The sequence below is a fragment of the Comamonas sp. JNW genome, from assembly GCF_003105075.1.
GTDB lineage: Bacteria > Pseudomonadota > Gammaproteobacteria > Burkholderiales > Burkholderiaceae_C > Comamonas > Comamonas squillarum.
Genome location: NZ_QETI01000008.1, coordinates 183,177 through 203,419, shown reverse-complemented (window position 1 = coordinate 203,419; position 20,243 = coordinate 183,177). Strand labels below are relative to the sequence as shown.

Below are 20,243 nucleotides of genomic sequence, written 5' to 3'. Positions count from 1 at the left end.
GCGCAGCCATGGCAAGGCAGTCGGCACGGGGATTCCTGGTCAGACCGGAAAAGTGGCAGATGCCGGTTTACTGGGCGTTGCGCACGTCGGCGGCTTCGCCTTCGCCCCCGGGCTGGCCATCAGCGCCCAGCGACAGGATGTCGACCCGGCCGCCGTTGTAGCTGTAACGGTAGGGGTTGTTCCAAGGGTCATTGGGCACGCCACCCGACAGATAAGGGCCGTTCCAGCCGCGTACATTGCCCGGCTGCTTGGCCAGCGCGTCCAGACCTTCTTCGGTGGTCGGGTAGCGGCCGGTATCGAGCTTGAAAATATCCAGCGCCTTTTGCAAGTCGGCAATCTGCACGCCGGCGGTCTTGGATTTGGCGCCGCCCAATTGGCTCAGCACCTTGGGGCCCACCAGGCCAGCCAGCAGCGTCAGGATGGCCAGCACCACCAGCAGTTCGATCAGCGTAAAACCACGGCTTTTGCGTGGCGTCTTTTGGGTGAAAAAGGCCTTCATGGCGGGCTCTCCTTGCAGTATTAAAAATTAAGCAGCCAGATCGTTGACGGACAGAATGCCCATCAAGATAGACACAATGATGGAAGCAATCATGATGCCCAGCACCAGGATCAGCACTGGCTCGATCATGGTCAGGGCGCGTTTGATGCCGGTTTCCACCTCACGGTTCAAAATATTCGACAGCTCCAGCATCATCGAGCCCAGGCGGCCGGTCTCTTCACCGACGCGCACCAGGTTCACAGCCAGCGGCTCGAACACCGTAGTCGTGTTCATCGCCTGCACCATCTTGCCGCCCTCTTTGACAATGGGCGGTATCTTGGCCAGCTCGGCCTGGATCAGGCGGTTGCTGACCGTATCGGTCGCGATATGCAGTGCGGTGAGCAAGGGCACACCATTGCCCAGCAAGGTGCCCAGCGAGCGCGAATACAAGGTCAGCTGGTACTTGAGCGCCAGGCGCCCCAAAATCGGCATGCGCAGCAACACGCCCTGCCACCACAACCGGCCCTTGGGCGAACGCAGCCAGCTGCGCATCACATAGACCACAGCGGCACCACCCAGTAACACCACCCAACCATTCTTGCGGAACACCTGGCCGATGGTCATCACGATCTTGGTGGGCGTGGGCAGTGCATCGCCCATGTCGGTGAACAGCTTCTCGAACTGCGGCACCACAAAGCCCAGCATCGCGATCAGCGACAGAATGGCCACGGCCACGAGGATCATCGGGTAGATGGTGGCCGAGACCACGCTTTCCTTGAGCGCACGCTGGCGTTCTAGGTGTTCCACCAGGCGCTGCAGCACGGCCGACATCTGGCCACTGGCCTCGCCAGAGCGCACCATGTTGATGTAGAAATCGCCAAACAGCTCCTGGTGCACCATCAGAGCCTTGGACAGCGGCACCCCGCCCTTGACTGCTTCGAGCACGCCGGTCAGCAGCTCGCGCATGCTGTCCTTGAAGGCCATGTCGATCAGCACGCGCAGCGCGTTATCCAGCGCCAGGCCGGCCTTGAGCATGATCGACAGCTCCGAGGTCATCGCCAGCACATCGGCGGCCTTGGCCGGGCCCTTTTGCGACTTGGGCGCCTTGGCCTTGCCAATCGCACTGGCTGCCGCCGGCTTGGCCCCTGCGGCCTTGGCGCCCGCTGGCATCAGCGCGGCAGCGTCCACCGCATCGACAATGCGCACCGGCGTGAGCTTTTGCGCGCGCAGGTGCTTTTGCACCGCAGCGGCATTGGGCGCTTGGAAAGTGCCGCGAACCTGCTCGCCCGCGGAATTGATCGCGTGCCAGGCAAAATCAGCCATCGATCTGGTCCTGGGTGACGCGGGCGACTTCGTCCAACGTGGTCATGCCGGCGGCCACCTTGCGCAGGCCGTCCTCGTGCAGGCTCAGCATGCCGGACTTGGCCGCCAGGTTGAACAGCTCGTTCGAGTCCTTGCCCGCATTGATCGCATTGCGCATCGGCTCGTCGAGCACAAACAGCTCGTGGATGCCGGTACGGCCCTTGTAGCCGGTCTGGCGGCAGGCATTGCAGCCCACGGCGCGGTAAATCACTTGGCCTACTTCGCTGAAGCGCGCCAGGCCGGAGCGCTTGCGCACCTCTTCGCCCGGCTCGTAGGCCTCTTTGCAATTGCCGCACAAGGTACGCACCAGGCGCTGGGCCAGCACCCCATTGACCGAGGAGGTGATCAGGTAGCTCTCCACCCCCATGTCCTGCATACGGGTGATGGCACCGGCGGCGGTGTTGGTGTGCAAGGTCGACAGCACCAAGTGACCCGTCAGCGCCGACTGCACCGCGATCTGCGCGGTTTCGCCATCACGCATTTCACCGATCATGATGATGTCCGGGTCTTGCCGCAGGATGGAGCGCAGCGCATTGGCAAAGGTCAGGTTGATCTGGGCATGCACCTGGATTTGGTTGATCCCTTCGAGCTGGTACTCGACCGGGTCTTCCACGGTGATGATCTTGTTCTCGAGCGCATCAATCTTGGACAGCGCCGCATACAAGGTGGTGGTCTTGCCCGAGCCGGTCGGCCCGGTCACCAGCAAAATGCCGTGCGGGCGCGCCAGCAGGTCGTTGAACTTGGACAGCGTGTCCTTGGCAAAGCCCATGGTTTCGAGCTGCAGCCGCACGCTGGCGCGGTCCAGCACCCGCATTACGATGCTCTCGCCATGCACGGTGGGCACGGTGGAGACACGCAGGTCGAGCTCGCGGCCCTTGACGCGGGTCTTGATGCGGCCGTCCTGCGGCAGGCGGCGCTCGGCAATGTCCAGATGCGCCATCAGCTTGACGCGCGAGCCGACAGCGGCCGACAGGCGCGGCGGCACGAGCTCACCGGGGTGGATCACACCATCGACCCGGTAGCGCACATGCAGGCCGTCGTCAAAAGGCTCCAGGTGGATATCGGAGGCGCGCAGATCGGTCACCTTGCCGATGATGCTGTTGACCAGGCGAATGACGGGTGCCTCGCTCGCCAGGTCCTTCAGATGCTCGACAAAGTCGCCCACATCGGAGCCATCGCCAAACATGTCATCGCCGTCGTCCTCTTCGGCTTCGGGCTCGGGCTCCTGCAGCGCCTTTTCAATATCGGCCTGCAGCGCCAGGTGCGGGCGAATCTGTAGCCCGGTCGACATCTGCAGCGCCTTGATGACGAACGGGTCCTGGGGCGAGGCCATCGCCACATCCAGCACGCCATCCTGCAACTGCAAGGGGAAGACATGCTGCGAATGCTGGAACTCGGGCATCAGGCCCGGCACGCTGATCGCCTCGGCGGGGAAATCGGTGCCCAAGGTGAAAGGAATCTGCAGCTGGGTTGCCAGCGTGTGCATCAGGTCCAGCTCGGAGACCAGGCCCAGCTGCACCAGCACCTGGCCGATGAGGCTGCCCATCTCCTGCTGCGCCTGCAGCGCACGCTCCAGATCGCGTGGCGACAGCTTGCCCGCCTGCACCAGCATCTCGCCCAGCAAAGGGCGGCGCCCGGGCTGTGTGGCCAGGGCTGCATCGCTGAAATCGTCAATGGTGCTGGTGCTCATGCGTCTATGGTCTCAAATGCCTATGGCAGGCGTGGTATCTATCCCCTTAGCCTATAGGGCACCCAGTGTAGGCGCCAGGCATGGGAGACATTTGGTAGGAAAAGCAAACTCAGGCAAAAACATCGGCCTCGGCAAAGGCCTTGCCCTGCTGGTCCTTGGACGACAGCTGCGGCTCCAGACCGTTCAACTGCCAGTCGATCGACAATTGCGCATCATTCCAGATAATGCAGCGCTCGTGGGCCGGCGCGTAGTAGTCCGTTGTTTTGTAGAGGAACTCTGCCGTCTCGCTGAACACCACAAAGCCATGGGCAAAGCCCGGCGGCACCCACAGCTGGCGTTGGTTGTCCTCGCTCAGCTCGACGGCCACCCATTGGCCAAAGCTGGGTGAGCTTTTGCGGATGTCAACGGCCACATCCAGCACCCGGCCCTGCACCACCCGCACCAGCTTGCCCTGGGCCTGTTCCAGCTGGTAGTGCAGGCCGCGCAGCACACCGCGGCTGCTCTTGCTGTGGTTGTCCTGCACAAAGTCATAGTGCTGGCCCACCGCCGCATCAAAGGCCTTCTGGTTGAAGCTTTCAAAGAAAAAGCCGCGCGTGTCGCCAAACACCTTGGGCTCGATGATCTTGACGTCGGGCAGCGCCGTGTCGATGGCTTGCATGCCTTTACTCCTTGGGCTCGTGCAGCAGGCGCTGCAGGTACTGGCCGTAACCGTTCTTGGACAACGGCTTGGCCAGCGCGGCCAGTTGCGCGTCGCCGATATAGCCGCTGCGCCAGGCAATCTCTTCCGGGCAGGCAATCTTCAGGCCCTGGCGGCTTTCCAGCGTGGCGATGAACTGGCCCGCATCCAAGAGACTGTCATGCGTGCCGGTATCGAGCCAGGCATAGCCCCGGCCCATGATCTCAACGCTCAGCTGGCCCTGCTCCAGGTAGAGGCGGTTCAAATCGGTGATCTCCAGCTCGCCGCGCGGCGAGGGCTGGAGGCTCTTGGCCAGATCCACCACCTGGCTGTCGTAGAAATACAGGCCCGTCACTGCATAGTTGCTCTTGGGCTTGGCCGGCTTTTCTTCCAGCGACAGCACCTTGCCCTGCTTGTCAAAGTCGGCCACGCCATAGCGCTCGGGGTCGGTCACATGGTAGGCAAAGACGCTGGCGCCCGCGTCGCGCTGCATCGCGCTGGCCAGCAGCTTGTGAAAATCATGGCCGTAGAAGATGTTGTCGCCCAGCACCAGCGCGCTCGGCGCACCGGCCAGGAAGCTCTCTCCAATCAAAAAGGCCTGCGCCAGCCCATCGGGGCTGGGTTGCACCGCGTATTCCAGGTGGATGCCCCACTGGCTGCCATCGCCCAGCAGCTGCTCAAAGCGCGGCGTGTCCTGCGGCGTGCTGATGACCAGGATCTCCTTGATCCCCGCCAGCATCAAGGTGGTCAGCGGGTAGTAGATCATCGGCTTGTCGTACACCGGCAGCAGCTGCTTGCTGACTGCCAGGGTGGCCGGGTGCAGGCGGGTGCCGGAGCCGCCCGCCAAGATGATGCCTTTGCGTGCTTGCACTGTCATGTTCAGAGAATCTCCTGCAGCATGCGCTGCACGCCGGTCTGCCAGTCAGGCAAATCCAGCGCAAAGCACTGCTGCAATTTGTGGGTGTTCAAACGGGAATTGTGGGGGCGGCGCGCCGGTGTTGGGAAGGCCGAGGTGTCGACCGCCAGCACCTCCTGCGCGGTCAGATTCAGCGCCGGGTTGATCTTGCGCGCCGTCTCCAGCACAAAGCGGGCATAGCGGTTCCAGGTGGTTTCGCCACCGGCCACCAAGTGGTAGATGCCGCTCAGGCCGTCACCCGATGCCATGGCGGTGCGCAGCGCATGCGCGGTCACATCGGCGATCAGGTCAGCACCGGTGGGCGCGCCCCACTGGTCGTCGATGACGGCCAGCTTGTCGCGCTCCTGCGCCAGGCGCAGCATGGTCTTGGCGAAGTTGCCGCCCCGCGCGGCATAGACCCAGCTGGTGCGAAAAATCAAATGATTGGCACCGCTGGCAGCAATCTGCTGCTCGCCTTCGAGCTTGGTCTGCCCGTAGACCGACAGCGGGCCGGTGGCCTGGTCCTCGCGCCAGGGCAGGTCGCCGCCGCCATCGAAGACATAGTCGGTGCTGTAGTGCACCAGCCAGGCGCCCAGCGCCTGGGCCTCGCGCGCCAGCACGCCCACGGCCTGGGCATTGATCGTGCGCGCAGCCTCGGGCTCACTCTCGGCCTTGTCCACCGCGGTGTAGGCAGCGGCATTGACGATCACATCGGGGGCCAGCGCACGCACGGTTTCGGCCAGTGCCTCGGGGCGCAGCAGGTCGCCGCACAGCGGGGTGCTGGCGCGGTCCAGCGCAATCACCTCGCCCAGCGGCAGCAGGCTGCGCTGCAGCTCCCATCCGACCTGGCCATTCTTGCCCAACAACAGTATTTTCATCGCATCGTCCTGTCAGGCGGTCCCGGCATACAGATGCCTGGCCCGCCCACAACCGCCATCAGGCGTACTGCTTGCTGACCCAGTCCTTGTAGTCACCCGACTGCACCTGGGCCACCCAATCCTGGTGGTCCAGGTACCACTGCACGGTCTTGCGGATGCCGCTGTCAAAGGTTTCAGCCGGCTTCCAGCCCAGTTCCTTCTCCAGCTTGCGCGCATCGATCGCATAGCGGCGGTCATGGCCGGGGCGGTCCTTTACATAGCTGATCTGCTCGGCGTAAGACTGGCCATCGGCACGCGGGCGCTGGGCGTCAAGCAGGCGGCAGACATGCTGGACGATCTCGATATTGGGCATCTCGTTCCAGCCGCCCACGTTGTAGGTCTCGCCCAGACGGCCCGCCTCCAGCACGCGGCGGATGGCGCTGCAGTGGTCCTTGACATAGAGCCAGTCGCGGATCTGCATGCCGTCGCCATACACGGGCAGGTTCTTGCCCGCCAGCGCGTTGACGATCATCAAAGGGATCAGCTTCTCGGGGAAGTGGTAGGGGCCGTAGTTGTTCGAGCAGTTGGTGGTCAGCACCGGCAAGCCATAGGTGTGGAACCAGGCACGCACCAGATGGTCGCTGGCCGCCTTGCTTGCGCTGTAGGGGCTGTTGGGCTCGAAGTTATGGGTTTCTGTGAAGGCCGGGTCGTCCTTTTCCAGGCTGCCGTAGACCTCATCGGTCGATACGTGCAGAAAGCGGAAACCGGTCTTGCGCTCGCCTTCCAGGCCACTCCAGTAGGCACGGGCGGCCTCCAGCAGGCGCAGGGTACCCACCACATTGGTCTGGATGAAATCCTCGGGGCCGTGGATCGAGCGGTCCACATGGCTTTCGGCGGCAAAGTGCACGATGGCGCGCGGCTGGTGCTCGGCCAGCAGGCGGTCGAGCAGCGCGCGGTCGCCGATATCGCCGTGCACAAAATGGTGGCGGCTGTCGCCCTGCAGGCTTTCTAGGTTGTGCAGATTGCCCGCGTAGGTCAACTTGTCGAGATTGACCACCGGTTCATCCGAACCCGCCAGCCAGTCCAACACAAAATTCGAGCCGATAAAGCCGGCGCCTCCGGTGACGAGAATCATGGTCAGTACAGGTAGTTCAACAAATAACCGTCCATTATCGCATTGCCCTTCTGCTGCACCAGCAGCCCGCTGGCAATAGAGGGCTATGTCTGTAAGCGCATGTGGCGCAGGTCTGCGTCAGCCCTTGGCGCCAAAGCGGCTGTGGGCGATATGCAGCAGGCCATCAAAAATCAGGTTTTCGACCAGCTCAAAGGGCCGCGTCATGCTGGGCATCATCTTCCAGCCAGCGCCGCCCGTCATCACGCAGGCAGGCTCTTGGCCGCAGTGGGCCATCACATGCTGCACCATGCGCTCGACCGCACCGGCAATGGCATAGGTGCCGCCGCTGGTCAGTGCATCGCTGGTGTTGGTGGGAAATGGCCGCACCTCGCCGGTCGGCACATGCAGGCCAGCGGTGCCCGACTCCAGCGCCTTGAGCATGATGCCGTGGCCCGGCAAGATCAAACCGCCCAGAAACTTGCCATCGGCATCGATGGCTTCGACAGTGACCGCCGTACCCACCATGACCACCACCACCGGGCGCTGGCGCCCCTGGGCCAGCACATGGTGCCAGGCGCCCACCATCGCCACCCAGCGGTCCGTGCCCAGGCGGCTGGGGTGGTCATAGCCATTGGTCAGGCCCGCCTCCGCATTGGACGACACCACCCAGTTAGGCGCCAGGTCCCAAATGTCCATCTGCGTCTGCACCCGGCGGCGCACCACGTCGCCGGCCACCACACAGCCGAGCATGTGCTGGGGCTCGGGCAGCTCGGCCCAGCTGCCTTCGGCCAGGCGCTCGATGTTGTCCAAGAACTCCACGCCATGGGCCAGCACGGCGGCGCCCGGTTGAGCTGCGTCATACATCGCCCACTTGAGGCGTGTGTTCCCTACGTCGATGGCCAGAAAATGCATGGGCGGCATTATCGGCCTTTTTGCTCGCCCGCCTTGTTGCCCGTGCAACATCCCCGGGATCCCGCGTCTTCCCGGCACCACTGTGAATTTTTTTCAAGCGGCACCGTCTGACTTCATCGCGTTCGCAAATACCTATATATTGGACAGTTCCTGTAACCAACCCTCTAGGAGTCACCATGGGACTGTTCAGCTTTATCAAGGAAGCCGGTGAGAAATTGTTCGGCGGCAAGGAAGCGGCTGCCGCTACGGCACCGCAAGACCTGAACGCGACGGCAGGCGCTGCCATCGAAAAATACATTGGCACCCAGAACCTGGGCGTGTCTGATGTGAAGGTCGCCTTTGATGCCGGCAAGGTCACCGTGACCGGTGTGGCCCCCACCCAGGCGGCGAAGGAAAAAGTCACGCTGTGCTGCGGCAATGTCTCGAGCGTCAGCGATGTCGACAACCAGATGACCGTTACCAACCCTGAGCCAGAAGCCAAGTACTACGACGTGGTCTCGGGTGACACGCTGTCGGGTATCTCCAAGAAGATGTATGGCGATGCCAACAAGTACATGACGATCTTCGAAGCCAACAAGCCCATGCTGAGCGACCCCAACAAGATCTACCCCGGCCAGAAGCTGCGCATTCCAGCGCTGTAATCCAGCCCCGTCCATCAAAAAATCCCGCAACCGGACTGGCCGGTGCGGGATTTTTTTCGTCCAGGCTCGCGGGTTAGCGGGCCTGCACCTGCTGAAAGCGCTCGACCAGCTGGCGCAGATCCTGCTCGGCCTTGTAGATGACCGCCAGGTACTCGTGGTTGTTGATGCCCCAGAGCGAGGAGTCCATGTCGGTGGTGTGAGCCACCAAAAACGGCAAGGTGGTGACCACCCGCATCTGGGCGCGGCCCTGCAGGTAGCTGTCGATGGTGTTGGTATGCGGGTCGCGGATGGAGGAATTCCACTGCGCCAGCGCTTCGAGCGCGGGCTGCGCGTAGATGTTGTGCACCATGCTGGTCATGCGGTCGAGCACCACAAAGGTCTCACCGTCCCGCTCCTGCACCTCCAGCACCTGGGTGCCCGGGTGGATCTTGGCGATCAGACCGGCAAAGATATCCCACTGACCGTCATGGGCAGCCAGCCAGCTATCGACGCGGGCGCGGCGCTGGGCATAGTCGGGCGGCATCTCGACATCGTCTTCCATGATCTCCAGCTGCGTCGCCCCGGTCTGCAAGGCCTTGCGCGCCAGGTACTGGTAGCTCATCGCGCAGCCCAGCCAGCCGGGGCTGTAGCGCACGCCATCGAACACGGCCACCTCGGACTGCAGACCCGGCAAGGTCTGCTCGATGAAATGGGCGCGGCGGCGCACGGTCTCAGGCATGCTCAGCACCATGCAGCGGCCGGGCAGCGGCTGCGGCATCGTCAGCGCCTCCCACTGCGCCGCATCGATGCGGCCCAGCGCATAAAGAGCGCGCAGCACCATGAATTCAAACTGCTGGCCGCTGCGCACCACCTCATCCGCCAGCCCTTGCTGCAGCTGAGCCGGCGAGTGCACCTGCTGCTGCAGCATCTCCTGCACGGCCTGCACCATCGCCTGGGCGTCGCCCACCGGCGTTACCCGCAGCGCGGGGTTGTCCAGCAAGGCCGCATGCTGGTGGATATCGGCACTGCTCTCGGTCACCACGGGCGTGCCCAAGCTCAGACATTCGTACACCCGGGTGGTCTCCAGCAAGGCGCCTTCGTAGTAGTGGATATTGACAACCACCCGCGCCTGGCGCACGGCCCGGCGCAAAGCATCCCCAAACAGGTTGCCCTCGATGCGCACCGAGAACTGGCGCTGCAAGGCCTGCAGCATCTCCTGGCGCCGCGGCGCATTCACATCGCCGTAGAACAGCACATCGCAGTTCGGCTCGACGGGCGACAATGCAGGCTCGCCGCAGTCCTGCAACAGCTGCGAATACGCGGCCACGCCACCAATGGGCACCAGGAAGGTGTGCGGATAGCGGATGCCCTTGGTCTCCAAAAATGCCAGGTTGGCTGGTGCATAGTCCCAGGCGGACAGCGAGTTTTCCAAGATCGCCAGGTAGTCATCAGTGAACCAACGCGGGCTGACGCTTTGCTCCATCTGAAAGACGATGCGCTTCTCACCGGGCGGCAGCTGTTTGAACATCTGCGGGCAGACCACGATGTACATATCCAGACCAAAGCCCTCGGCCGGCACATCCTGCAGCAGGCTCACTTCAAAGCCGGCCTTGCGCAGCACCTGGGCCAGCGCATGCGCAACAAACTGCGTGTGCGCCGTGGCCAAAATGCCGTAGTGCCGGTTGTTGCCAGGCAGCAAGGCTACCGCCGACACCGGCGCGCCCCGGGCCTGGCGCATCTTGCGGCGCAGCGCATGGCGCAGCCGGCGCAGGCCAGCGGGCTCATAGGGCGCCAGCTTTTGCTTGAGCCGGAAGACCACGCGCTTGCCTTTGCGCAGCAAATCAGTGATCTGCCACATGGGCGAGAGCTTGCGCGCCAGCGCCTGCATCTGCTGGGCCTGCTGCTCGATCTGCCACTGCTTTTGCGCGGCCTCTTGCTGCAGCGCCAAGAACTTGATATCTTGTTGCTGTTGGCGGGTCTCCCACTGAGCCGTCAGCCATTGGGCCTGGGCCTGTGCCTGCTCCAACGCATTCTGGCTTTGCTGGGCCTGGGCCTGGGTGCCCTCCAGATGGCCCCGCAGCTGCTCGCGCTCCAGCTCCAGGCTGCGGATATCCGCATCGAGCTTTTCGATCCAGCTGTGGCGCTGCTGGCCAGCCGCTTCCAAGGACTGTATCTGCTCGCGCTGGTCGCCCAGCGCATGCTGCAGCGCCATCATCTCAGCCTTGGCTTCCAGGCGCGCGCCCAGCGCCGCAAACACGCGGCAGACTTCGCGCTGAAAGGCTGCATCACTGCGATCACAGAGGCTGCGCAGCAATGCAGGCTGCTGCGCGCCCACCAGCAACACGCCCAGGCCATTGCTGTGCGGAAAATGCAGGCTGGGGTAGCGCCCCTCCAGCTCCGCCCAGAGCTGGTGCACGCCAAAGTCATCGCGGTGCACATTGCTGTCGTGGAACAGCACCACGCCACGCTCGCTCAGCTTGGGCAGCCAGGTCTCGAAATCATGGCGCACCGCCTCATAGGTGTGCAGGCCGTCGATATGCAGCACATCCACACTGCCATCGGCAAAACTGGGCAAGGCCTCGTCAAAACGCATGCGCATCAGGGTCGAGAACTGGGTGTAGTGCGGGTCATGGGCCTGGCGCAGGCTGGCCAAAATGCCCTCACCGTAGGCGCCCGCATGGGCATCGCCCTCCCAGGTGTCGACCGCGTAGGTGCGCGTCATCAGCCCCTGCTCCGCAATCGCCTGGCAAAAAGCCAGGTAGGAGATGCCCGAATAAGCGCCCAACTCGACCAGGCTGCGCGGCTGTGCCACCGCCATCAGCCAGGCGGCAAACGGAATATGCCCCGCCCAGGGCGCGGGATGGGTCAGATGGTAGGGCTCCATCAAGGCGGCGGGCAGCAACCAGCCATCGCTGGCGCGCGTTTGCCCCGGGAGGTCTGTCATACGATTCATGGGGAAGAGGTTTCCTGTTGCGCCTGGCCAGCCTGCAGCACGATGGACCGCATCGGAATGCCCAGCAGTCCAGTGGCCATGTTCGTGGACTCGGACTTGAAGTGCAGCGCATCCTGGATCCAGTGCTGCTGTACGTGGTCGTGCTGCGAGCCATCAGCGAGTGCGACGTCGATCGCGTAATTGCCCACCGGCATGCGGGGCATGTCAAAACTGAACTCTGCCTGCAGGACCTGGCCGCCGGCACAGGCCACGGGCTGACCCAAGTAGCTCAAATAGCTGTTGTCACCAAACACGGCCTGGCCAGTGCGGTCCTTGACCACAAAGCCGACGATGGGCGAGGCCAGAGGCTGGTGGCACTGTGCCTGGATGCGCAAGACCACAGGCTCGCCCCCCACCACCCAATGCAGGGGGCGCTGCTGCGTATCCATCAGCCAGGCGCCGGTAATGCGCGCGCCGCCCAGGCCAAACGATGGCGCCTCGGGGTTGAAGCGAAACACTTCGATATCGTTGCGCAGCGGCTCGGCGCGGAAGAAGTCGCGCCGCTGGTCATGCCAGGGCAGACCGGCATCGAAGACGGGTGCCGCCGGCGCCGCCGCAGCAGCCGGGCCACTGCCCTGCTCGGCCTCATAGCATGCCTGCATATAGCGGTCGCAGACCTCCTTGGTCGGGCCGATCTGCATCACCTGGCCCTTGTCGATCCAGACCACGCGGTCGCACAGGCTCTTGATGGCGGCCGTATCGTGGCTGACAAAGAGCAAGGTGCCGCGCTCCATGAAGCTGCGCAAAAAACGCATGCACTTCTGGGTGAACACCGCATCACCGACGGCCAGCGCCTCATCGACCACCAAAATATCGGCGTCCACATGGGCAATCACCGCAAAGGCCAGCCGCACATACATGCCGCTCGAATAGGTCTTGACCGGCTGGTCGATGAACTCGCCAATATCGGCAAAGGCGGCAATCGAGTCAAAGCGCTCGGCGATCTGCGCATCGCTCAGCCCGAGCAGCGCCGCATTCATCGCCACATTGTCCCGGCCCGAGAACTCGGGGTTGAAGCCTGCGCCTAGCTCCAGCAGCGCGGCGATCCGGCCATGGGTGGTGACCGCGCCGCAACTGGGCGCCAAGGTGCCGCAGACCATCTGCAAGAACGTGGACTTGCCCGAGCCATTGCGGCCGATGATGCCAATGGTCTCACCCTTGGCCACCTGCAGGTCCAGCCCGCGCAGCGCCCAGAACTCGCGGTGGTAGGGCTTGGGCTCGCGCCCCAGGAGGCGCGAGAGGCGGGGCATCACAAACTGCTTTAAGCGGTCGCCGGGCGCGTCATAGATATGGAAGCACTTGCCCAGGCCCTGCACGTCCAGCGCGATAGCTTCAGAGGACATCGGCAAATCCCTTGCGCGTCTTCTGGAACCAGGCAAAGCCCAGCCAGGCGACCAGGCTGCAGGCCAGCATGCTGATAGCCCAGCCGGTCCAGTCCGGCATGCGGCCCCAGATCAGCACGGCGCGTGTCTGTTCAATGAAAAAAGTCAGCGGATTGAGCCACATCGCGGTCTGAAAGCTCGCAGGCAGCGCATGCACGGGGAAGAAAATTGGCGAGATAAACATCAGCATGGTCGTCATCACCCCGGTGATCTGCTTGAGATCGCGGGCAAACACGCCCAGCGACGCAAAAAACCAGCCCACGCCGACACTGAGCAAGACCAAAGGCGCCCAGACCAGCGGCAGCAGCACGGCCGTGAGCGGGATCTTGCCGTTCAGCACCAGCAGCGCCACCAGCAGCACCACCAGACTGGCCAGCGCCTGGAACAAGGCCGAGCACACGGCCACGACCACCAAAATCTCCAGCGGAAACACCACGCGCTTGACGTAGTTCACATTGGCCAGCACCAGGTGCGGCGCGCGGTTGAGCACATCCGAGAAAAGCCCGTAGACGATCAAGCCGGCGAACAGCACCATCGCAAACTGGGTCTTGGACTCAGGCCCCTCGCCCCAGCGCGCCTTGAACACCACCGAGAACACAAAGGTGTAGATGACCAGCATGCACAGCGGTATCAGCACGGCCCACAGCCACCCGCCAAGCGATCCCTTGAAGCGCTCACTCACTTCCCGGCGCGTCATCTTGACCACCAGTGGCCAGTGCGCACGCACGCTACCCACCAACGCGCGCGCAGAGGCCGCGCTGCCTACACCGACAGTCAATGTGTCACTCCATCCATCATGAGGCGGCCAAGTTTACAGGCTCGGCGCTATCCTGACTGCCTCCCAGGCAGCTGGTTACAAGCAGCGACGATTACAAATGTCACTGGGACCAGGGCAAACCCTGGTAACGCCAGCCACCGAGTTGGCCGCGTTGCCCCTGGGCATTGGCATCGCCCTCAAAGCCCTGCAGGATGTTGTAGGCCTCCAGCCCCAGTTGGCTGGCGCGCTGCGCCGCTGCCACCGAGCGCACGCCACTGCGGCACAGCAGCACGATCTTGGCGCCGGGCGCGCGCTGGGCCAGGGCCAGCAGCTGGGCATCAAAATCCGGGTTCATCGCCATGTCCGGCCATTGCTTCCAGGCAATGGCCACGGCCCCAGGCACCTGTCCCACCCAGGCGCGTTCGGCATCGGTGCGCACGTCAACCAGCACGGCCTGCTGGTTTTGCACCCAGTGCCAGGCCAGGCGGGCACCAATATCACCGGCATAGCCATTGCCAGGCGCAATGGTCTGCTGTTCTGCGGTCAAGCTCATAGACACCTCTTCCAAAAATAGCGGTTAGACCCAGCCCCGCTATGCTGCCCGGTCCCAGGGCGGGGCCGGCATATCCTTCAGCTGCTGGCGCAGTGCGCGGTGGTCAGGCACCACCTCGGCCACGGTATCCCAAAAGCGGGGGCTGTGGTCCATCACCCGCAAATGCGCCAGCTCATGGGCCACCACATAGTCGATCACGGCCGGCGCATAGTGCATCAGCCGCCAGTTCAGCCGGATCGAGCCATCGGACTTGGCACTGCCCCAGCGCGTCTCGGCACTCGAGAGGCGCAAGCTGGTGTAGTGCACGCCCAGCAGCGGCGCAAAATGCGCCAGCCGCGCCAAAAAATGCTGGCGCGCGCTCTGGATGAACCAGGCCTGCACCAGATCGCGAATCTGTGTGCGCCCCGCACTGGGCGGCAGCGCCAGATAGAGGCGCGAGGGTGAGTCCGGCGCCTCCTCCTCGACCCGCCAGACCGCCCCGGAGCGCGCCACGCGCTGCTCGCTGTCGACCACCAGCTGCAGCGGCTGGCCCAGAAAGGGCAGGCTCGCGCCATCTTCCCAGCGGATGCTGGCGCTCAGGCTGCTGGCGCGGCGCTGCTGCATCTCGGCGATCTTGCGCACGATCCAGCCGGCCTTGTCCTGCAGCGCCTCGTCAATGCCCGGCTGCGTCACCCAGCGCGGCGCGCGCACCACCAGGCCGTCCTCACTGACCACAAACCCAATACTGCGCCGCTTGGCACGCTGGAGCAAGTAGGCCACCCGCTGGCCCTGCAACAGAATGCTGCGGTTGGCCACAGGATGGGCCTGCAAGGAGGCCGGCGCTGCGGGGGCGGCAGGGGCTGTTGGCCTGGCGGCGACCGGCACAGGCACAGGCACAGGCACAGGCACAGGCACAGGCACAGGCACAGGCACAGGCACAGGCACAGGCGCTGGAGGCACAGGCGCTGGAGGCGCTGCGGCAGCAGGCGCGGGCGCCAGCACAGGCTGGGCATCAGCGACCGCCACAGCCGCAGGAGCAGGTGGTGATGGCCGCACAGCGGCAGTCGGCTCGCTGCGCTCCCACAGATCCAGCGCCATCTGCACCAGGCGGCGGACATCAACCATGGCAGCTCCCCGCTCTGCGGCAGCAGTAGGTCAACAAGACGCGCTCAGCGGCGGACACGGCAGTCTTTTTCCTTTATTTGGCAGCGGTACCCGGCTCGGCAGCGGCGGATGCTGCACCCACGGCCGCAGCAGGCGCCTGCAGCGCAGGCTTGCCCACATAGGCCTCGGGGTCCAGGCGGCGCATTTCGGACTCGATCCAGTACTCCACCTCGGCCATCAGCTCGTCGTGCTTGCGGCCCTTGCTGTCGATGGGCTTGCCGACCGACACATCGACAATGCCGGGCGTCTTGACAAAGGCCTTGCGCGGCCAGCATTTGGCCGACGTCACCGCAATCGGCACCACCTGGGCACCGGTCATGATGGCCAGGCGCGTCGCGCCGGTCTTGTATTCGCCGCTTTCACCACGTGCAATGCGTGTGCCCTCGGGGAACATGATCACCCAGATGCCCTGGCCCAGCAGGCGCCTGCCCTGCTCCACCACCTTGTGAAAGGCGCGGCTGCCATCCTTGCGGTCGATATGGATCATGTCCAGGCTGCCAATGGACCAGCCAAAGAAAGGAATCTTCAGCAGTTCCTTCTTGAACACATAGGCCAGCGGTGTGGGCATGATGGCCGGCATCAGAAAAGTCTCGAAGGTCGACTGGTGCTTGCACAGCAGCACCACACCCTTGTCACTGCCGGGCTGGCCGGCCACTGGCAGATTCTCCATACCCTGGGTGCGAACCCGGATGCCGCAGAACCAGCCGGCGCTGTCTGCCGACAGCTTGAGCCAGCGGCGCGCCACTGCATAGCGGGCCTGGCTGCTGGCACCGCAGACCCGCAGCAGCAAGATGGTCAGGGTATAGGGAATGACCGTCAGGCCCATAAAGAGCGTGTGCAGTATCGAGCGGAGCAGTGGCATGGATCAAGTAAAAAAGGCAGAAGGACGCAACAAGCCTGGCCCCTTGCTGGCGATGGCCAGCGGGCCCAGCCTGGAGCCGCAAACCAGCGCAGCTGCATCGCACAGTGCGCCGAAGGCTGCTGCAAAAATTTCGACCCACGCCATGCAAAACAGCGCTGCGCAGGCGTGGTTGGCGCTAAATCATATCGGAAGCCAAGGCCCCCGGTCCGCGGCCTGTGCACGAACCTGCATCCAGCAACCGTATAAGCCCAGCACAAAACGCCAATTTCTGAATCACATCAAAGAATTGCAGTGGATAACTCAGCTAATTGGCGAAAAAATGTGGATAAGCGACGATGGGCTGCGCGCCCGCTCGGCGCGGTACCCGGCACCGGAGCAAGCACTTATGCACACAATGTGGAAAGCAGACCCTCTAGCACAATATCCTGGCTCTATCGACAACATTGCCAGATCACAAAACATAACTCAATGAAAGATATAAATAAAAAAATTTTGTCAGCCAATTCCACAAGCCAACTGACAATGTGTGGTAATTCCGATCCAGCGCAGAGCGCCGATATTTCAACAAAGTTATCCACAGAAATATAAGTCCCGTATTGATTTTTCTGAGGATTTGCCTTGTGTATAAGTTCTTTGGTTTCTCACAGGATTGCAGCCTTCCCCGCTTGCAATCAGGACAAACACCATACTGAGCGGCTCAGGCACCTCCACCGGGCCGGGGCCATGCGGTGCCACGCTAGTCGCTACACTCCAAGTTCCCGCGTCTCATTCCGCCCTCCCCTTGATTTTTCTGTCCATCGCCGTCCACACGCCCGCCTACAGTGCCATCAGCGCGGCCAGTGAACTGCTGACCTACCAAGCCCCCCATGCACTGCCCGCTGGCAGCCTGGTGCGCGTGCCGCTGGGCAAACGCGAGGTGCTGGGCGTGGTCTGGGGCCCGGATACCGCATTTGCAGGCGACCCGGCCAAGATCAAACCGATCACCGCGGTACTGGAGGCGATTGCGCCATTGCCTGCAAGTTGGCTGCGTTTGGTGCATTTTGCAGCCCGTTACTACCAGCGCAGCTTGGGCGAGATGGCGATTACTGCGCTGCCACCCGCGCTGCGCGACCTCACGGTGGAGCAACTGGCCCGCCGCCTCAAGCGCAAAAAGACGGCGATCGACAGCGATGTCGCCGCCGACCAGGCGCTGGCCTTAAGCCAGGAGCAGATGGAGGTTTGCAAACAAATAGACAAAAATGCTGGCCCCTTCCTGCTTTTTGGCAGCACCGGCAGCGGCAAGACCGAGGTCTACCTGCACCAGGCAGAGGCCTTGCTGGAGCGCGATCCCCAAGCCCAGGTGCTGGTGATGGTGCCGGAGATCAACCTGACGCCGCAGTTAGAGGCCCGCTTCCAGGCACGCTTTTCGGCCCGCCTCGGCGACAGCGCGGTTGTCAGCATGCACAGCGGGATGACGGCGCCCCAGCGCCTCAAGAGCTGGCTGGCTGCCCATACCGGCCAGGCACGCATCGTGCTGGGCACACGCATGTCGGTGTTTGCTTCGCTTCCCCACTTGCGACTAGTGATCGTCGATGAGGAGCATGACGCCAGCTACAAACAGCAGGAAGGGGCGCGCTACTCGGCGCGCGACCTGGCCATCTGGCGCGGCCATGACCTGCAGGCCCAGGTGATTCTGGGCTCGGCCACGCCCTCGCTGGAGAGCTGGTGGGCCAGCCGGCCGGCCCAGGGTGAGGATGCAGGCGGCCGCTACCTGCGGCTGGCCATGCCCAGCCGCATTGGCGCCGGTCAGATGCCGCGGCTGCGCCTGGTGGACATGCGCCAGCAGCCGCGCCAGGGGCTGTTCTCCCCCGCGCTGCTGCAGGCCATCACCGAACGGGTGGAAAAGGGCGAGCAGGCCCTCGTGCTGCTGAACCGGCGCGGCTTTGCGCCGGTGCTGTTCTGCGGCGACTGCGGCTGGAAAAGCGATTGCCCGCACTGCAGCGCGCATCAGGTGTTCCACAAGATAGACCGCACACTGCGCTGCCACCACTGCGGCTTCAGCCAGCGGGTGCCGCTGGCCTGCCCCAGCTGCGGCAACCCGGATATCCTGCCGCTGGGCAAGGGCACCGAGCAGCTGGAAGAGGCGCTCGAGCGCCTGCTGCGCAATGTGCAGCGGCCCGACGGGCAGCCGGCCCGCATTGCCCGCATCGATGCCGACACCACCAAGGCCAAGGGCGCGCTCGAAGAGAAGATGGCCGATATGCATGCCGGCGATGTCGATGTGCTGGTGGGCACACAGATGGTCGCCAAGGGCCATGATTTTCGGCGTGTGACCCTGGTGGCCGCCGTGCAGCCCGATGATGCGCTGATGTCCAGCGACTTCCGCGCGCCCGAGCGCCTGTTCTCGCTGCTGCTGCAGGCGGCCGGCCGCGCCGGACGCGATGCGGCTTACGTGGCCGCCCAGGGCAGCGCCGTCGAGATGTGGCTGCAGACCCAGCAGCCCGAGCATGCCGTCTACCAGGCCCTGCGCCAGTGGGACTACAGCGGCTTTGCCGCCCAGCAGCTCAAGGAGCGGCGCGATGCGGCCATGCCGCCCTTTGCCCACCAGGCCATCATCCGCGCCGATGCAAGGTCCCAGCAAGAGGCCCAGGCCTTTTTGCGCGCCGCCTCCGAGCTCGCCCACAGCCAACAGCTGCTGGACGGCAGCGAAGTCTTTGTCTACCCGCCGATTCCGCTGTCCATGCAGCGCGTGGCCAATGTGGAGCGCGCCCAGATGCTGATCGAGAGTCCTTCACGCAAGGCCTTGCAGCAGTTCCTGCGCGCCTGGCAGCCTTGCCTGCACTGGCTGCGCGCGCATCCGGAGCACAAGGGCCTGGTGCGCTGGCTGGTCGATGTCGACCCCCAAGCTATCTAGACCAACCAGGTCACCGCCGCCGAAAAGCTGACAAAGGCCAGCGCCGTGCTGACCAGGATGATGTGCGCAATGCGGCCATTGTGGGCGCCATAGCGCCCGGCCAGCAAGGTAACATTGCTGGCACTGGGCAGCGCAGCCACCAGCGCAACGACCAGCAGCGCAAACGGCTGGACCGGCAGGCCCGCCGCCATCGCGGCATGGCCCAGGCCCAGCACCAGGAGCGGATGCACAAAAAGCTTGACCAGCGCCAGCGGCACATAGCTGGCGGGGGCAGCATATTCCGCCTCCACCATCTTGGAGCGGGCCAGCACGGCGCCCACAGCAAACAGCGCCACCGGCGTGGCAGCGCTGCCCAGCAGGCCGGCGGTCTGGTCCAGCGGCTGGGGCAGCGTCCACTCCATGAACGAGGCCAGCGCGCCCAGCAAGATGGCCCAGGGCATGGGGTTGGTGAGCACGCCTTTGAGCGCCTTGAGCAGCGCCGCACGTGCATTGCCTGCGGCCCCATCCATGCGCGACAGCGCCAGGCACAGCGACGTGGTGAACACCATGTCGACCAGCATGGTGACAATGGCCGGGCCGGCCGCGGCTTGACCCAGCAGCGCAACCAGCAGCGGCAAGCCCATGAACCCGGTATTGGGAAAAGCGGTCACCAGCGCGCCAAAAGCGCTGTTGTTCCAGTCCATGCCGCGCAGGCGCGAGGCCGCCACGCAGCCCGCGACCAGCAACAGCTGGCACAGCACATAGAGCAGCAAGATGGGCAGGTTCATCAGCTGCGCAAAGGGCAGCGATGAGCCCGCTTTGTACAGCATGCAAGGCAGTGCGAAATACAGCACAAAGGCATTCACGCCCGCAATCGCGGGCAGCGGAAAAATGCCGCGCCGGGTGGCAACAAAGCCGCACAGAACTAGCGCAAAAAACGGAAAAGTGACTTGGAAGACGGACAGCACGGCTCGATTGTGCCCAGAATGCGCCAGCGCAGATGTAGCGCGAGGGACCGGCACTGGTTGGCGCGGCCCATAAAAGAAAAGACCGGCCATGCGCATGGCCGGTCTTGCAA

18 protein-coding genes are annotated in these 20,243 nt (G+C 63.8%); 3 read left to right on the top strand and 15 right to left on the bottom strand.

Features of this window, described 5'->3' with window-relative positions; genetic code table 11:
* Window positions 1-67: 67 nt before the first annotated feature.
* The 8 genes from gspG to DCO45_RS13765 all read right to left on the bottom strand — a co-directional run bounded on the left by gspG (window position 68) and on the right by DCO45_RS13765 (window position 7,984).
* Complete coding sequence (gene gspG / locus DCO45_RS13800; protein ID WP_021028973.1) at window positions 68-499, bottom strand: type II secretion system major pseudopilin GspG; 432 nt, start codon at window positions 497-499, stop codon at window positions 68-70.
* Between the two features lie 27 nt (window positions 500-526).
* A complete protein-coding gene (locus DCO45_RS13795) occupies window positions 527-1,801 on the bottom strand; it encodes a type II secretion system F family protein (protein ID WP_116926354.1) in 1,275 nt (424 codons plus the stop codon).
* Complete coding sequence (gspE, locus tag DCO45_RS13790) at window positions 1,794-3,530, bottom strand: type II secretion system ATPase GspE (protein ID WP_116926353.1); 1,737 nt, start codon at window positions 3,528-3,530, stop codon at window positions 1,794-1,796. Before gspE ends, DCO45_RS13795 begins: the two co-directional genes overlap by 8 nt.
* 109 nt (window positions 3,531-3,639) lie before the next feature.
* Window positions 3,640-4,188: a dTDP-4-dehydrorhamnose 3,5-epimerase gene (gene rfbC, locus DCO45_RS13785; RefSeq protein WP_116926352.1), complete on the bottom strand. Its 549-nt coding sequence runs from the start codon at window positions 4,186-4,188 to the stop codon at window positions 3,640-3,642.
* A gap of 4 nt (window positions 4,189-4,192) precedes the next feature.
* Window positions 4,193-5,083: a glucose-1-phosphate thymidylyltransferase RfbA gene (gene rfbA, locus DCO45_RS13780; protein WP_116926351.1), complete on the bottom strand. Its 891-nt coding sequence runs from the start codon at window positions 5,081-5,083 to the stop codon at window positions 4,193-4,195.
* A gap of 2 nt (window positions 5,084-5,085) precedes the next feature.
* Complete coding sequence (gene rfbD / locus DCO45_RS13775; RefSeq protein WP_116926350.1) at window positions 5,086-5,979, bottom strand: dTDP-4-dehydrorhamnose reductase; 894 nt, start codon at window positions 5,977-5,979, stop codon at window positions 5,086-5,088.
* A 58-nt stretch (window positions 5,980-6,037) separates the two neighbouring features.
* Window positions 6,038-7,093, bottom strand: coding sequence for a dTDP-glucose 4,6-dehydratase (gene rfbB / locus DCO45_RS13770; RefSeq protein ID WP_116926349.1), 1,056 nt, complete (start codon window positions 7,091-7,093; stop codon window positions 6,038-6,040).
* Between the two features lie 117 nt (window positions 7,094-7,210).
* The gene (locus DCO45_RS13765) at window positions 7,211-7,984 is read right to left on the bottom strand and encodes a type III pantothenate kinase (protein ID WP_116926407.1); all 774 of its coding nucleotides are present in this window, start codon (window positions 7,982-7,984) and stop codon (window positions 7,211-7,213) included.
* A gap of 176 nt (window positions 7,985-8,160) precedes the next feature.
* Between DCO45_RS13765 and lysM the strand changes: the two genes are divergently transcribed.
* On the top strand, window positions 8,161-8,625 hold the full coding sequence (gene lysM, locus DCO45_RS13760) for a peptidoglycan-binding protein LysM (protein WP_116926348.1): 465 nt from the start codon (window positions 8,161-8,163) through the stop codon (window positions 8,623-8,625).
* Window positions 8,626-8,698: 73 nt separating this feature from the next.
* Here lysM and DCO45_RS13755 read toward each other — a convergent pair whose 3' ends face one another.
* From DCO45_RS13755 to DCO45_RS13730, 6 genes are all read right to left on the bottom strand, one after another.
* Complete coding sequence (locus DCO45_RS13755; RefSeq protein WP_116926347.1) at window positions 8,699-11,557, bottom strand: class I SAM-dependent methyltransferase; 2,859 nt, start codon at window positions 11,555-11,557, stop codon at window positions 8,699-8,701.
* Window positions 11,554-12,939: an ABC transporter ATP-binding protein gene (locus DCO45_RS13750; protein WP_116926346.1), complete on the bottom strand. Its 1,386-nt coding sequence runs from the start codon at window positions 12,937-12,939 to the stop codon at window positions 11,554-11,556. Before DCO45_RS13750 ends, DCO45_RS13755 begins: the two co-directional genes overlap by 4 nt.
* Window positions 12,929-13,756 (bottom strand): ABC transporter permease, encoded by an 828-nt coding sequence (locus tag DCO45_RS13745; protein ID WP_232539454.1) that lies wholly within the window; start codon window positions 13,754-13,756, stop codon window positions 12,929-12,931. Before DCO45_RS13745 ends, DCO45_RS13750 begins: the two co-directional genes overlap by 11 nt.
* Window positions 13,757-13,856: 100 nt before the next feature.
* Window positions 13,857-14,288, bottom strand: coding sequence for a rhodanese-like domain-containing protein (locus tag DCO45_RS13740; RefSeq protein ID WP_116926345.1), 432 nt, complete (start codon window positions 14,286-14,288; stop codon window positions 13,857-13,859).
* 39 nt (window positions 14,289-14,327) lie between these two features.
* Window positions 14,328-15,392 carry a SprT family zinc-dependent metalloprotease gene (locus tag DCO45_RS13735; RefSeq protein ID WP_243419347.1) on the bottom strand — a complete coding sequence of 355 codons (1,065 nt, stop codon included), beginning with the start codon at window positions 15,390-15,392 and terminating at the stop codon, window positions 14,328-14,330.
* A gap of 73 nt (window positions 15,393-15,465) precedes the next feature.
* A complete protein-coding gene (locus DCO45_RS13730; protein WP_116926344.1) occupies window positions 15,466-16,293 on the bottom strand; it encodes a lysophospholipid acyltransferase family protein in 828 nt (275 codons plus the stop codon).
* Here DCO45_RS13730 and DCO45_RS22730 point away from each other — a divergent pair.
* Together DCO45_RS22730 and priA are read left to right on the top strand one after the other, a co-directional pair.
* Window positions 16,292-16,765, top strand: a complete 474-nt coding sequence (locus DCO45_RS22730) for a hypothetical protein (RefSeq protein ID WP_133248160.1) — start codon at window positions 16,292-16,294, stop codon at window positions 16,763-16,765. The two genes, DCO45_RS13730 and DCO45_RS22730, sit on opposite strands and share 2 nt — an antisense overlap.
* Window positions 16,766-17,077: 312 nt before the next feature.
* Complete coding sequence (priA, locus tag DCO45_RS13725; RefSeq protein WP_116926404.1) at window positions 17,078-19,186, top strand: primosomal protein N'; 2,109 nt, start codon at window positions 17,078-17,080, stop codon at window positions 19,184-19,186.
* Here priA and DCO45_RS13720 read toward each other — a convergent pair.
* Window positions 19,183-20,133, bottom strand: a complete 951-nt coding sequence (locus DCO45_RS13720) for an AEC family transporter (protein WP_116926343.1) — start codon at window positions 20,131-20,133, stop codon at window positions 19,183-19,185. The two genes, priA and DCO45_RS13720, sit on opposite strands and share 4 nt — an antisense overlap.
* Window positions 20,134-20,243: the final 110 nt, after the last annotated feature.

Coding starts and splice junctions, on each gene's coding strand:
- DCO45_RS22730 (WP_133248160.1), top strand. CDS start 16,292: ATGGATCAAGTAAAAAAGGCAGAAGGACGCAACAAGCCTGGCCCCTTG.
- DCO45_RS13740 (WP_116926345.1), bottom strand. CDS start 14,288: ATGAGCTTGACCGCAGAACAGCAGACCATTGCGCCTGGCAATGGCTAT.
- DCO45_RS13730 (WP_116926344.1), bottom strand. CDS start 16,293: ATGCCACTGCTCCGCTCGATACTGCACACGCTCTTTATGGGCCTGACG.
- DCO45_RS13795 (WP_116926354.1), bottom strand. CDS start 1,801: ATGGCTGATTTTGCCTGGCACGCGATCAATTCCGCGGGCGAGCAGGTT.
- DCO45_RS13765 (WP_116926407.1), bottom strand. CDS start 7,984: ATGCATTTTCTGGCCATCGACGTAGGGAACACACGCCTCAAGTGGGCG.
- DCO45_RS13750 (WP_116926346.1), bottom strand. CDS start 12,939: ATGTCCTCTGAAGCTATCGCGCTGGACGTGCAGGGCCTGGGCAAGTGC.
- lysM (WP_116926348.1), top strand. CDS start 8,161: ATGGGACTGTTCAGCTTTATCAAGGAAGCCGGTGAGAAATTGTTCGGC.
- rfbA (WP_116926351.1), bottom strand. CDS start 5,083: ATGACAGTGCAAGCACGCAAAGGCATCATCTTGGCGGGCGGCTCCGGC.
- DCO45_RS13755 (WP_116926347.1), bottom strand. CDS start 11,557: ATGAATCGTATGACAGACCTCCCGGGGCAAACGCGCGCCAGCGATGGC.
- gspG (WP_021028973.1), bottom strand. CDS start 499: ATGAAGGCCTTTTTCACCCAAAAGACGCCACGCAAAAGCCGTGGTTTT.
- gspE (WP_116926353.1), bottom strand. CDS start 3,530: ATGAGCACCAGCACCATTGACGATTTCAGCGATGCAGCCCTGGCCACA.
- DCO45_RS13735 (WP_243419347.1), bottom strand. CDS start 15,392: ATGGTTGATGTCCGCCGCCTGGTGCAGATGGCGCTGGATCTGTGGGAG.
- rfbD (WP_116926350.1), bottom strand. CDS start 5,979: ATGAAAATACTGTTGTTGGGCAAGAATGGCCAGGTCGGATGGGAGCTG.
- rfbB (WP_116926349.1), bottom strand. CDS start 7,093: ATGATTCTCGTCACCGGAGGCGCCGGCTTTATCGGCTCGAATTTTGTG.
- rfbC (WP_116926352.1), bottom strand. CDS start 4,188: ATGCAAGCCATCGACACGGCGCTGCCCGACGTCAAGATCATCGAGCCC.